Here is a 13,051-nt window from a genome sequence, read left to right as displayed (position 1 = left end):
CCCCGGGATGCCCCCCGGGGACCGCTCGCCGTTGAAGGTGAATGCCACACGCGAACGGTGCGGCGGGCCGCGTACCAGCGGCCGGTGCCCCGGGCCGGATTCGATCCGGCGCCCTCACGGCTGAATGCCGGGGCCGACGTGCGAACGGGTGGTGCTGGTCAGTGCTGGACGACGGGGCGGTGCAGGTCCCGGTGCGCGACCGTGACCCGGTGGCCTTCCCCGCGCAGCCGCTCAGCCAGCGCGAGGGCGAACGTCGGGGCACGGTGCCGGCCACCCGCGCACCCATCCGCGACGGTGACGGTTCCCGCGCTCGGACCGGCGGCGAACGCGCTGACCGCCGTGGCGGTGGCGTCCACCAGGGCGGTAATGCCGGGGGTGCCCAGCACGGCGGCCCGTACCGGGGCGTCCACGGCGGTCATGTACCGCAGCTCGGGCGACACGTGCGGGTCACGGAAGTGGTGCCGCAGGTCGATGGTCAGATGCGCGGTGGGCGGGGCGTCGTGCAGGTAGCCGAACGAGACGATCTCGACAGTGCTCATGCGAACTCCCAACGAAGTGACCGGTGGTGTCGGGCGGGTCAGCGCTCCCGGCGCTCCAGCTCCCGGGCGATGTCGTTCTGCGCGTTGATCGCGCCGAGCGCGTTGTGGCCCCCGGCGCGCTCGCGGGTGATCAGGTCGTACTCGCGCTGCAAGTCGTCGCTGGTGCGGTTCTGCATGTCGGACGCGGTAGAGAAGGTACGGAAACGCATGGTGATCTCCCTGTAGGGGTGAGTGGCCCGCTGGTCAGCGGGAGCGCCCCGGCCTGCATTTGAGGCGTAGGCCCGGAATTGGCCGGGCCGGGTTGCGGCTAGGCCGCTGAAACCGGCCCGCACGAGTAGGCGCCACCCGGGCAGACCTGGGCGCCCCACGTGCTGACAGGCTGTAAGGACTCAGTGGGCAGGGCCGCTCGCGTCGGTCCGACACGGCGGCGCCCTAGGTATGTCGTCGGTTCACACCGAACTCCCGCAGGTCGCAGGGACACGGCTTCACCGGTACGCCGTTGGCACGGAGCACCGGTCCCGAGCCGGGAAAGTCGGGTGCGTCATCGTCACTGCTCTGACGCCAGCAGGGCGGCCCACACCGGGCGGAACCCCAGGTCAGGGGTTTTCTCCGGAGCCGGTGGGCTTGGCATTGCCGCCGACGACATCACCCGGTCGTCGCGGGGGCGGTCTCACTCTTGCCGCCACGTGCGTTGGGGCCCCGCTGTACTTCCCCACACCCGAGACCGGGTGGCGCCTGCCAGGCGCGTAGGGGGAGAGCAACGGTTCACCACGGCGGATTGCCCCCGAAACCTCGTCCTGGGCACCTGCCGTGACCGCCACTCTCGCGTCAGCCCCGCACGATCACTGTTCAGTTCTCAACTAACGGCCGCTTCCTTCGTACTCACCCCCAGCGAGAGCGGGGGCTTTCCTCCGTGCGGTGCAGTACCTGTTTTACAGGTACCGCATAGGGCTCCGTCAAGTACAGCGACGCAATCTCTTCGTCTCGCGCCGGGACGTCTTGACGTATCTTCAGAATCGCGGCAGGTCAGGGGAGTTGGTCACCCCACTCATGGACAGCTCTGGGACTTCTAGTTACGGTCAAGAAGTCCCTAGACGTCCCACCGGGGGTGCAGATGTCGAACGAGCGCTTACGAACCGCTCTCCTCGCCCGTGGCATGACCGTGCAGAGCCTCGCTGAGGCGATCGAGGTGAGCCCCAAGACGGTCGAACGCTGGATTACCCAGGGCAAGGTGCCGTACCTGCGTCACCAGTACGCGACGGCAGCAGCCCTCAAGGTCGACGTGACCATGCTGTGGGAGGACGGGCGGACCGTCGGCAGTGCGGCGGACCTCACCAAAGCCGAGATAGCGACGGTCTACCCGCATCGCCACACGGTGCCTACTGGCCTCTGGCGAGAGCTGTACGGACGTGCTGAGCGAAACCTAGACGTCCTCGTGTACTCGGGTCTCTTCCTGTCTGAGGACCCGCTCTTCCATGACCTCGTGAGGGCGAAGGTGGAAGTGGGGGCGCGGGTGCGCATCCTGCTGGGGGACCCGGAGTGTGCGGCTGTCCGGCAACGCGGCATTGACGAGGGACACCACATCATGGACGGCAAGATCCGCAATGCCCTCGTGCTGTACCGGCCCCTCATGCGGAGTCACCCGGACGTCGGTTTCCGGCTGCACGACTCGACGCTGTACAACTCGATCTACCGGGCCGATGACGAGATGCTCGTCAACCCCCACGTCTACGGCATCGGCGCCTACATGGCGCCCGTACTGCACCTGCGGCGACTACCCGGCGGAAGCCTCTTCGACACGTACGCGAATAGCATCGATCACACCTGGGAGAACGCACGTCCGATCACCGACCAGGACGTCAAGAGCATCACGGGAGCCTGACCATGGGACGTATCGACTACCTGCACGACCCGGACGCCCCGCCGGCCAACTCGGTCGTGCCGTCCGTCGTTGCTTTCGTCCAGAACGACGCAGGGCAGGTGTTGATGATCCAGCGTTCTGACAACGGCAGGTGGGCACTGCCCGGCGGTGGTCACGACGTGGGGGAGTCCATCAGCGACACGGTGGTCCGTGAGGTCTGGGAAGAGACCGGCATTAGGGCGGAAGTGATCGACGTGTCCGGCCTCTACACAGACCCCGGGCACGTCATGCAGTACGACGATGGCGAAGTCCGTCAGCAGTTCAGCATTTGCTTCCGGGCCCGGCCGGTCGGCGGCGACCTCCGTACGAGCAACGAAACGACTCAGGTCCGATGGGTTGCCCCGGCGGACCTGGCGACGCTGGACGTGCACCCCACGATGCGGCTCCGGATTGAGCACGCTATGGACCGGACGCGCACGGCGCCTTACATCGGCTGACGCTTGGCGGCGGCGACCCGTTCGAGGACGCGGCAGGTGCACGCGAGGATCTCGGGTTCGGCACGCCGGATGAACTTGCCGATCAGGCTGTCCGGCCCGTAGCGCCCGGTGATTTCGTTGATCCGGTCCACGGGGTTGGTCGGGGTGCCGTCCGGGGTGGTGTTCATGTCGCAGTAGCACAGCGCGTCGTTCAAGTGCTCGCTCTCAAGAGGGAACTCGCCGTCAAGCTCCGCACGCAGGCCGCGCGCATCCGCCTCAAGCCATGAGCATGAGTGATGGGCGACCAGGTTGACGACCTGCTCGTCAGCAGCGGCCACGTCCCGGAGATACCGCGCACCGTCCAAGGGGTGAAAGCCCGTCTTGGCAAGATCCGGCGCGTAGCCGATGTCGTGCAGGACCGCAGCAGCCTCCAACAGGTCCGCGTCCTGATCGAGGATGAGCGCGATCGTGCGCGCTCTCTCAGCGACCCCGAGACAGTGTTTCCAGCGTCGCGGCAGCGGCTCAGCGAGCAACGCCTCAGCCAGGGGATAGGCCCACTCCGTCAACTTCGGCAAGCTACGAACGCTCCTCTCGCGTCGGCATGGCGCGGACCGTCCGCACCCTGCCCTGTCCTCCCCCCACCAGCACTCCGGCGGCTTCCAGCTTCTCCAGCGCCTTGGTCACCGTCGGACGCGAGACCCCGAACCGCTCCGCAAGCACCGAAGCACTCGGGAAGGCTTCCCCTACTTCCAGCCCGTCAGCCGTGATGACGTCCGCGATCCGCTCATGGAGCGGACGTCGGTCGACTCCCGTCGCCGAGCGCACGACGCGCCACCGCTCGCCCGGCGCCGGTTCGGCGACACCCTCCTGCTTCAGCAGTCCGAAGGCGCGCACAGCAACGCCACGCGAGACTTTGTAATCGCGTACGACCTCCGCCAGTGACGGCAGCACCGTCATGTCCGGGTCCCCTTCGATCCGCATCTTCAGCGCGTCAGCGATCTTCAGGAAGGTTCCCCGAGGGTTGGCCTGTTGCGACACTCGCTCTCCTTCTTTGGGCACCCGACGTCAGCCTTAAGAGTCGCACGCCTCCACCGTGCGACCGACCCCCTGCAGCGGTCCATCCACGGCGGGCCGCTCGCCTGCGTTTTCCAACTCGCCTATTGAGCGGCGGAGTGAATGGTGGAAATCGCCTTGTCAATCATGGACACTCGAGAGTTTTCCATGCCGACGAGCTCAACTTGTTTCGCCTTTGTGTGTTCAAACGCTTCCAGTGCCTCTGAGGCTGTCAAAAGACCCATATCAAAGCGGCACTGGTCGATCCTGAAGCGAGTTACTAGCGTGTCGGAGTGGTTATCTCCGAGTTCGGTGACCTCTGCGGCTAGCACCTGTTCATACAGATCGAGTGCTTCTGCGTGCTCTCCGTGGTGGTGCAGCGAGCGGGCCAAGCAGAAGCGTGAGCTGCGTGTGCGTTCAGCATTCGCTCCAAGGATTTCCGCGTACCCTCTAGCCACGGTGCGGAATTCTTCCTGTGCTTCAGTGCATCGATTAATGGCTTCCAGCGAGTGGGCCAAGCAGTGACGTTCAGAAAGAACCACGGAGTCGTTGGCATCTGTCGTGCGTAGCCGCTCTTCCAGTACCGCTCGAATCTCGGACTCGGCTTCTGTCTTGCTCCCGCATTTGCTGAGGAGGTCGCCGCGTAGGTGCCTGATGTGAAGGGCCCAAGGGCTTACTGGGGAGCGTTCGGCATCTCGGCCATCGAACCAGGGCATGCATTTATTGATTACTTCAACGGCATCTGCGTATTTCCTTTGTTTCTGGAGGTTTTTCGCGAGACACTTACTCATGTCGCGATAAAGGGTAGAATCTTCCGCGCCGGAGACTTCCAAATCATCAAGGACTGATCGGTACTCGGCTTCGGCCTCGGCCCAACGCTCAGCCGTATCCAAGGCGTGGGCCATGTGATGGCGGCTATATAGGGGGAGATAGCGATGATCTTCTGGCGTCGTACTGCGAGTGTGTTCGATGAGAGAGCGGTACTCTGCCTCGAATCCATCATCGTCATGCCCTCGAGCCGCCACGACTGCTGCTAATGCTCCGTGTGTGAGCAGGGTGTAGGCATCAGCAGGGCCTAGGATTCGGCGACGTGCATTCAATACCGCACGTAGCTCTGCCTCCTTCTCGGCGGTATCTTCTTCTGTGAATACCGCAATGTCGTGGCGGGTTATCAAGGTCTCTCGATGTTCTGGGCCGAGTTCTGCGAGTTGTTCCGAAAGGATTTGCTCGAACTCCGCAAGCTGCTCTGCCCCTTCTAGCGACGAGAGTGCCACACGGTGTCGGATAGACAGGCTGATAGGATGGCAGGCCGGGAGGGAAGTTCCGCGTGCTCTCAGCAAGTGAGCCAATTGTGCCGCATCGTCGAAATCGTTAGCGAAGGCATAAAATGCGTAAGCTGCTAGCCCTGAGCGTAGGAGTGGGAGCAGAACTTCCTCCGAGTCGGGCGCTGCGGTGAGTGCGGCGACTACATGGGGCGCCACTAGCCGCCACCAAGGCCAATTGCGCGGTAGCTCGGGGGCAGGTGTAGCACCTTTCTCGAGAATTCGCGTGATGGCCTTCCATACGCCAGCACGTTCCTGGAGGGGGCTGTCGGCCAGCCGGAGCGCGTTGGCCTCAAGCACGAGCCGGTGGCTAACCAGACATGGAACGGGTTCTTGGCCCTTGAAAGCGCCGCCTTGTGCAACGTCGACGACGTCCACGAGGCTGAGATCGACCAGGGCCTCAAGGGCCCGGTCAGCCCGGTCCAATGCAGAGTCCAATTCTGTTGGTGTGTCCCAGAGATCCGGATCTAGTAGCTCGACTGGCAGGGGTGCTGGTGCGCAACACGACAGCAACCTCATGAGGGTCCTTGCCTCAGGAAGTTGTTGTTCATCCAACAGGTTCAGGGAGATCTCCCAGGTACGGCCGATCAAGCGACGGTGCGTGTGCTCCACGTCGGATTCGTCCAGACGCCAGTGTTCCCCTTGGTCGAGGAAGCCAGCGCCGGCCTCGCCCAAGGCCTCGATGTACGCAGCGAACGTCCGTACCCTGCCCTGGCTGCGACCTTGGCGCCGGAGAAGTCCAGCGCCGCGCGCGGAACGGGAGAGGTACGACCCAGCCAGTTTCAGGGCTAGGGGAAGACCGTCGAGGCGTTCGGACAACACGCGTGCTTCAGCCGGATCGCCTGATTGCCCAGCAAGGTCTAGCAGCACGTCCCGCCCGTCCTCAGGGCTGAGCACCTCGATGCGGTGGGTGTCAGATTGGCGGCCCCAAACATCTGGGTTGCTAATACGGGAGGTCACGACGGTCATGCCAGCACTGCTAGACCGTAGCCAGCCAGTGCCATCCCCGGGACTGCCCCCCTCGGGTGCAAGCCAGCCGGGCTCATCAGCGTTGTCCACAACCAGCAACCAGGGCCGTTCGGCGGCGTCCAACTCACGCCAGACCAAGTCAGTCGCACTGATATGACCAGCCCACGCTGCTTCGATGGCTTCCTCATCGGCGCCGAGTTCTCGAGCTACCTCTCGCATCCCAGTGACCACACGGTCGGGGGTTGATGCGGACAGCCAAAAGACGCTGTATCCGCGATCACGGGCGTGACGCGCGAGATTCAGTGCCACGGTGGTTTTTCCACAACCACCCAGGCCGTAGAGGACCTGCACCCGACTCTCGCCCTCCGCGAGAGCGGATTCAAGTTGACGCAGCAGGTCGTCTCGGCCGCGCAGCCGCGGCGGCAGCTCCCCGTAGGGAGCTCGGATGGAGAATGTGCCTGGCCCACGCGACGCGAGAGCTGCTGGTGACGCGTCGTCAGGCTCAGCACCAGTGCGATTGACGCCTTTGGCTGCCTGCTTCTCTCGCTCGACCGCCTCACGGGCCGCCTCACAGGCCTTGGCCCAGTTTCCATCCGGCGTGATATCGCAGCCGCGTAGCAGCGCAGCGAGGGTTTTCCATGTTGGGACCCGCTTCGCCGTAAGGGCATCGGACACCGTTGTGCGCCCGATCCCTGTACCAGCGGCAAGCTCGCGTACGCCAACGTAACCCGCTTGCCGAGCAACAGTACGCAGCCTGTCGGCGAACTCTCGCGCAGCCTGTGGCGCGCTCGCGTCCACCTGCCCGAAACCCACGGCCATTCCCGTCCCCCTCGCTCCCCACCACGAGCTTATGCGGTGTCCCGTCGGACGTCCTGCGGACAGCGGACATCCGTCAAGCGAGCAGGTAGACGCGCTGCCGTCCTTCCGCTGTCCTTTGGCGGTTCAGGACAGAGGCCTGTGGACCTACACAGGAGGCATGGCGGGCATCACCGCCCAACCAGAGAGCTGGAGGGGAAAGCAATGGAGCTGATGCGCTTCGTTCACGATCACGGACCAGAATTGTCGATCATGCTCGGCACTATGCGCCTGGCGATCGACGTCGGGCGGGGACTGCGCGCTTGCTGGAAGCGGCTCCGATCACCGGTTGAGGAGGTTCCGGACGGCGGCGGCGACCTGCTGGCTCCTGAGGGTACCGGCAGCCGACCCTGACTTCGCCTCGCTGGACGAGACGCGGACGCGAAAGGACTACCCAGGGCTGAGTGCAAACAAAGGGGCAGGTCAGCCGGGGCGCAATGAGGTGATCATGAGCGGACTGTAAATCTGCCGGCTCAGCCTTCCCAGGTTCGAATCCTGGCGCCGCCACACGGGAACCAAGGGCCCGTGACCTGTCCAAAGGACAAGGTCACGGGCCCTTGGTCGTGCTCTTGCGATGCCTGACTCCTCACTTCCCGTTCCGTGTCCGACGAGGTTGTCCCGAGAAGCGGGCGCGCGATTCGCACGGTGACTTCCCGGATGACTCGCAGAACGTTGGGTTCCCGCGCGGCTTGCATAGGCACTACGTCCGTCACCTCCGCCCTCGGTGCCGACCACCGGCAGAGGCCGGCGGCTCGTCAGTCCGTGGGGCGCAGCAGGTCGCGGGCCCGTGCCAGGCCGTACGCGGCCAAGGTGTACGCGTCCGAGATCTGGCCGCCGAGGAGCATGTTCTCGAACTCCTCCAGGGAGACGGGACGGATGCTCCCGATGCCCTCTTCCCGGGCATCCGCGCTCGCGGTGTCCTGGAAGACCGCCGTGTCGACGCGGCCGAGATACAGCTCGTCGTGTCCGGCTTGCAGGCCCGTGTCCGAGGACATCGGGCCCAGGTAGGTCAGGTCCACGGCGTCACACCCCAGTTCCTCCCGCAGTTCCCGGCGGGCGGCTTCCGAACCGTCCTCCCCGGGAGCTCCGAAGCCGCGCGGGATCTCCCAGTGCCAGCCGCGCGCCGCGTGACGGAAGTGGTGGAGCAGGACGAGCCGCCCGTCGCTGAGCACCGGCAGCACCGCAGCACCCGGTGCTCCGCTCTCGGGGACGATACGGATGTAGGTGCCGGTGCGACCGGAGGGAAACCGCACGGCGTCGCGGAGCACCCTGACGTAGGGGTCGCGGTAGACGATGCCGATGTCTCCGGACTCCTCCGGAAACCCGAGAGCGACAGCGAGCTCCGACGTCTCACGTGCCACTCGTTCCTGATCCGAGGGGTCGAGGAGGATGTCGATCGTTCCGCCCGGCGGGTTGACGAACATGTCCGGGTGCCGCTCGCGGAGCTCGTCGTACGCGGCGAGCCGGGCGCTCCTGCGTGCTCTGCTCGCCGTTCCCTCGCTGTCGGCCCCGTCGTGCGCTTCGTGGCTGTCACTGCGGTTCATATCTGCCCCTCGTCAGCCGCGACCTCGGTGATCCCGATCATAGATACAGGGCGAGCGGCGTCGCCTCGATACGTCCGGCTGCGCCGTCGTAGTCCTCCGCGACCTGCCGGTAGTGGCCGTGCAGGGCCTCGACCACGTCGAAGATTCCCGCCCCCGAGGGCCCGACCGCCTCCCTGCTCTGCCGCAGTACGGACCGAACCGTGGCCACCATCGCCGAATCCAGAACCTTCCACAGAGGGACGCCGATGGCACCGGCACCGCTGATGATCAGTGACCGCATGAACCCGAGCACGTCGCCACCTTCCGACCGCATACCCTGACCTGCCAGGCAGGCCCCCAGAATCGCCACCTTGTTCCGAGGAAGACTGAGACGTAGCGCGAGGTCGAACTGGGTGACCCAGTCGCCGTCGCCCAGGTGCAGGAGGGGGCCGTAGTCCTCGGAGGTGTCGACGAAACGGCCGTGACCGGCGTACACGAAGAACTCCGGTTTGGACGCGGTCAGCTCCGCGATGCCGTCCCAGTCCCCGGGCAGCTTCCGGACGAGACCCGTCAGTTGCGCCGGAACCCGTCCCGCGACGGCGATGTGCTCGGGCGGCCAGCCCGTTTTGACGACCTCACCGCCCGTGGCCGCGGCGTCTGTCACGAGCAGGGCCGCCAAGTCGTCGTTCGCTTCGACGAGTTGCCGTTTGAGCAGGTGCCGGCCATGGGTCACGAACGCGGCCACGCTCACCGAGTGGGACAACGGAACGCGCGCGGCGAGGGGGCGTGGATCGTCGGGTGCCAGGGCGACGTGCAGCGGGACAGCGAAGACGTCGTCGGTCGGGATCAGCGTCAGATGGGTGGGCATGCCACCCCGGCAGACCGAATCCCACGCAGGAGCGATGAGCAGATCCCAGACGCGCCGACAGGTCCGTTCGGTAGGTGCCTTGTCCTGGCGGTCGGACGACACCTGGCGGGCCAGTTCGACCACGTGGTCGTACGGGACCGAGGGCAGCATCGTCAACTGCCCTTCCCTGCAGACCACCATGCCGAGGGAGTCGGGTACGGCCTCGCCTCCGGTGCCTTTGACGCCGTCAGGAGCGGCGAAGCGGAAGTAGCGGATCACACAGGAGCCCGGGTGGTTGAGCGTGTACTGGGCGAGACGGTGGGCGATGTCCTCGTCGTGGGTCGCGGAGGTGAGCGGATTGTGCAGGAACCGGTCCTCGTAGGCGCGCTCCCGCTCGGCGACCAGCTCCCGCAAAGCCTCTTCCTCCTCGCCGGTGACGGGTTGCGGTGCCCCCCTGCGCTTCTCGTCGCTGCCCGCCGGGCCGGGCGGGCTGGACAGCGTCAGGGTTCGCGCCGGAGGGCCGAGGGTCTGGGGGCGGGAGGAGGCAAGCAGATCCAGCAGCTCACGACCGGACGATTCCTCGATCAGGGACACCACCTTCTCCACGTTCTCCCGCGAGCCGTCCCCGCAGCGGACGTGGTGGGCGATCGCCTGCATGTACGCCGGCCGTACGTGGCGGGCGTAGGCGCGTTTGTAGAGGGGGAGGGCGATGGCCGCACGGACCGACTTCGCCATGTCGAGCCGGCGGGAGAGCAGGTCGTCCGGGCGGTTCTCCTCAGGAAGGGTTTCGGCCACCCGCCGGTATCCCTGCACGGTGTACGCGTGGAAGTCCACGTCCATGCCGATCTGGCGGCCCGCTCCGGGCGCGTCCTGGCCGAGCTCGTCCAGGAGTTGGCCCAGCTCCCTCAGACCCTCCAGTCCTCCGGTGTTGATGGCGAGGTTCTGTCGGGCGATGAGCCGGCCCCGACGCCACCCCATGCCGTGCAGCCTGGTGAAATGCTCCGCGGACCGTTCCCTGTCCCGCAGGCCCTGGTTGGTGACCGACTGGGCGATCCGGTACTCGTCCCGCAGTCCCTCCGAGATGGCCAGGGACCGCGCGGTGACCTCCAGTGAACGCGCGCTGTCACCGGACTGACCGAGCGCGGTCGCCAGGTTGTGCAGGGCGTTGGAGTATCCCCGCAGGAACTCCCTGTGCTCGCGGGGGAGTTCCGGGGACGGCTGCCCTTCCATGTCCACCCCGTGCGCGCGGCCGGCATCGGCGATCGCGTCGCACAGCTCGCTCAACACGGTGATGAAGGAGGGCGCCTCCGTGCTGCCGTCCCCCGCGCGTGCCGTCTGGTTCTGTTCCTCGTAGCGGGCACGGGCGTAGTTGCTCCGCAGGTCGGGCAGGACCCACCACAGCTCGGACGCCTCCGCCACGGCGGCGGCGGTCTCGAAGGAGAGCCGCGCCGTGGTGAAACTGCCCAGCCGGTACTGGATCCGGCCCGCCCCGTCGAACCACCGAGCGATCACGTAGCGGCTGAAGACGTCCGTAGGGTCCAGCTCGCCACGCGTCAGCCGTGCGTGCAGATACTCGGCGTCGGACCGGGAGGCCTCGATCTGCCGCAGTCCGGTGAGCAGTTCGTAGGCCACGTCGGCCCGGACCGTCTCACACCAGTGCACACCGACGCGGCGGGCCGTGCGGCGGATGTCGTCCTGGGCGCTCGGCTCGTCCGCCTCGGCCAGTCGCAGCATGCCGATCGCGCGGGACTGCTGCATCGGTACGTCGAAGTCGACGTCGAACCTCATGATGAGGTCCTCCACGTCCAGCGCCGCGACGAAGTCGCTGATGGCCGAGCCGGGGTCCGGCTCCGGACGTGCCCGCGGCGTCTCAGGCACCTCGGATACGTCCGGATCCTCGGGCATGCCCGGCTCCTGGACTTCATCCGGGTCCTGAGGTTCCTCCGGCTCTTGACGTGCGTCATCGTTCCGGCCCATGGGGAACCTCGTTCCAGTCGCCCGAGATGGTCAGGGAAGTCCGCAATCACGCCGCTCGCGAGTCCCACCCGCCGGACTCGGTTCGGAAGGTCAGTCGGGCCGGGACCTGCGCCGGTCCCAGTAGTAGTACGCGCCGTAGGCGAGCAGTCCGCCCGCTCCGCTGCACGGCACGGTGATGGCGGCGGGAACGGGGGCGTGCCCGTAGTGCACGCCCCACGCCACGACCGCCGTCCAGCCCGCTGCGACACCCAGCAGGACCACGGCGCTCGCATCCAGCCACCGGTACGGCGTGGACACCGCCGCTCTGGCGGAGCGCAGCACCAGCAGTGGCAGGGCGAGTGCGAGTGATGCCAGCAGCAGAATCACCGGAGACTGCAGATGCCGGGGGAGCGGGGGTTCGTACTGGAAGGCCTGGACGACGGTCAGCGCCGTGAGCACCGCACCCAGAACGGAGGTCTGGACGAGCGTCAACCAGACCCGGTGCTCGTTGAGCGCCCGTTCGGTGATCCCGGAGGCCACGGTGCGAGCCGCGTCGGCGCGTTCGCGACAGGCTTCCAGCTGGACCTGATCGCTCTCCACCTGTTTGATCACCCGCTGCGCGACGGCGAGTTCGGCCTCCGGCCACGTGACGTCCGGACCATGCCGCCGGACGCTCGGCGTGTGGATGCGCAGGTTGTCGACGGCGATCGAGACGGTACGTATCAGTTGGCGCTGTCGCGTGATCGTCCACAGGAGTCCTTGGGGACCGAACTGACCGCGGTCGAGCAGCGCCGCCGCGCTGCGGATGCGGTCCAGTGACACCGGGCGGTCCGTCGATGTCGGTGCGAGGACCTGGAGCAGGGCTTCCGTCTCTGCGTCGCTGCGGTCCACGCGCGTGGGCACGTTCTCGGAGGACGCGTACAGCCGTTCCTCGTAGCGCACCTTCGCCGCGTGCATGAGGTAGCGCGTCAGCGGCCTGAGGCCCTGCTGACCGGGCAGCGCCCAGGCCCAGGCGTCCAGTGTGTTCTCATGCCGGACCGGTGCCAGGACGTAGAGGTCCGAGAGCGGGGCCGGGGAGTCGTACCCGTCGGCGTTCCATATGCGGAAGCCTTCGTCCGTCTCGTCGAACCCCTGCCACCACGTACCGTCCCCGCCCGACGGCGCGTTCCTGCGGATGTGCTCGGGGTCGGCACGTCTGCCTCTCGCGCCGCGACCCCCGTACAGCGCCTCGAAGATGCGGAACTCGTGCAGGATCCCTTCCGAGGAAGGCACCGGTCCCGCGGCCGTGAGCGCGTCCGTCCATTCCCGGAGCAGTGGATTCCAGCCCTCCAGCCCGGTTTCGGTCTCGTTCGGCGCGAGCAGTGCGACGAGACCGGTCACGTCGTGCTCCGTGAAGGCGAACGCGGAGTAGAGCCCGCTCGTACTCGCTCGGGCGGCGATACCCAGCGACGTGAATTCCTGGCCATGGTCGAGACCGGGCGGCAGGACCTCCACGGGTGCCGGAGCGCCGACGACCGGTGAGGTCATCCCAAGAGCGCGGCACGCCGACCACAGGGCCTGCAGATACGGATGGTTCGGTTCACCGGCATCCTTGGCGCGCGGCGCGAAACACGTCACGAGCAGGGCCGGTCTGATGAAGGGGCGCATTGC

The 13,051-nt window shown here is 66.5% G+C and carries 11 protein-coding genes and 1 tRNA gene; 4 read left to right on the top strand and 8 right to left on the bottom strand.

The window, feature by feature from the left end:
* Window positions 1–158: 158 nt before the first annotated feature.
* Window positions 159–539: an RNase adapter RapZ gene (locus ACFYQQ_RS34540; RefSeq protein WP_355779448.1), complete on the bottom strand. Its 381-nt coding sequence runs from the start codon at window positions 537–539 to the stop codon at window positions 159–161.
* Between the two features lie 38 nt (window positions 540–577).
* The gene (locus ACFYQQ_RS34535; RefSeq protein WP_355779451.1) at window positions 578–748 is read right to left on the bottom strand and encodes a hypothetical protein; all 171 of its coding nucleotides are present in this window, start codon (window positions 746–748) and stop codon (window positions 578–580) included.
* Window positions 749–1,695: 947 nt separating this feature from the next.
* Between ACFYQQ_RS34535 and ACFYQQ_RS34530 the strand changes: the two genes are divergently transcribed.
* Complete coding sequence (locus ACFYQQ_RS34530; RefSeq protein ID WP_355786917.1) at window positions 1,696–2,421, top strand: XRE family transcriptional regulator; 726 nt, start codon at window positions 1,696–1,698, stop codon at window positions 2,419–2,421.
* A 2-nt stretch (window positions 2,422–2,423) separates the two neighbouring features.
* Window positions 2,424–2,897, top strand: coding sequence for an NUDIX domain-containing protein (locus ACFYQQ_RS34525; RefSeq protein ID WP_175434197.1), 474 nt, complete (start codon window positions 2,424–2,426; stop codon window positions 2,895–2,897).
* On the opposite strand, the gene ACFYQQ_RS34520 is transcribed toward ACFYQQ_RS34525, so the two are convergent.
* From ACFYQQ_RS34520 to ACFYQQ_RS34510, 3 genes are all read right to left on the bottom strand, one after another.
* Complete coding sequence (locus ACFYQQ_RS34520; RefSeq protein ID WP_355786921.1) at window positions 2,885–3,451, bottom strand: HD domain-containing protein; 567 nt, start codon at window positions 3,449–3,451, stop codon at window positions 2,885–2,887. The two genes, ACFYQQ_RS34525 and ACFYQQ_RS34520, sit on opposite strands and share 13 nt — an antisense overlap.
* Before the next feature lies 1 nt (window position 3,452).
* Window positions 3,453–3,914: a GntR family transcriptional regulator gene (locus tag ACFYQQ_RS34515; RefSeq protein ID WP_355786924.1), complete on the bottom strand. Its 462-nt coding sequence runs from the start codon at window positions 3,912–3,914 to the stop codon at window positions 3,453–3,455.
* Window positions 3,915–4,033: 119 nt separating this feature from the next.
* Window positions 4,034–7,039: an AAA family ATPase gene (locus tag ACFYQQ_RS34510; RefSeq protein ID WP_355786927.1), complete on the bottom strand. Its 3,006-nt coding sequence runs from the start codon at window positions 7,037–7,039 to the stop codon at window positions 4,034–4,036.
* A gap of 201 nt (window positions 7,040–7,240) precedes the next feature.
* Here ACFYQQ_RS34510 and ACFYQQ_RS34505 point away from each other — a divergent pair, with 201 nt between their 5' ends.
* Both ACFYQQ_RS34505 and ACFYQQ_RS34500 read left to right on the top strand, forming a co-directional pair.
* On the top strand, window positions 7,241–7,429 hold the full coding sequence (locus tag ACFYQQ_RS34505; RefSeq protein ID WP_355786930.1) for a hypothetical protein: 189 nt from the start codon (window positions 7,241–7,243) through the stop codon (window positions 7,427–7,429).
* Window positions 7,430–7,506: 77 nt separating this feature from the next.
* Window positions 7,507–7,582: transfer RNA gene (locus tag ACFYQQ_RS34500), tRNA-Tyr, on the top strand.
* A gap of 248 nt (window positions 7,583–7,830) precedes the next feature.
* On the opposite strand, the gene ACFYQQ_RS34495 is transcribed toward ACFYQQ_RS34500, so the two are convergent.
* The 3 genes from ACFYQQ_RS34495 to ACFYQQ_RS34485 form a co-directional block, all read right to left on the bottom strand.
* Entirely contained in the window at window positions 7,831–8,619 is a 789-nt protein-coding gene (locus tag ACFYQQ_RS34495; RefSeq protein WP_355787695.1) for an NUDIX hydrolase, read from the bottom strand.
* Window positions 8,620–8,656: 37 nt separating this feature from the next.
* Entirely contained in the window at window positions 8,657–11,350 is a 2,694-nt protein-coding gene (locus ACFYQQ_RS34490; protein ID WP_355787698.1) for a CHAT domain-containing protein, read from the bottom strand.
* Window positions 11,351–11,512: 162 nt separating this feature from the next.
* On the bottom strand, window positions 11,513–13,048 hold the full coding sequence (locus ACFYQQ_RS34485; protein WP_388906497.1) for a CATRA conflict system CASPASE/TPR repeat-associated protein: 1,536 nt from the start codon (window positions 13,046–13,048) through the stop codon (window positions 11,513–11,515).
* Window positions 13,049–13,051: the final 3 nt, after the last annotated feature.

Source organism: Streptomyces sp. NPDC005496 (genome assembly GCF_042872045.1).
In the GTDB taxonomy this organism is placed as follows: domain Bacteria; phylum Actinomycetota; class Actinomycetes; order Streptomycetales; family Streptomycetaceae; genus Streptomyces.
The sequence above is the reverse complement of the archived record's forward strand: the minus strand, read 5'-3'. Positions and strand labels throughout refer to the sequence as shown.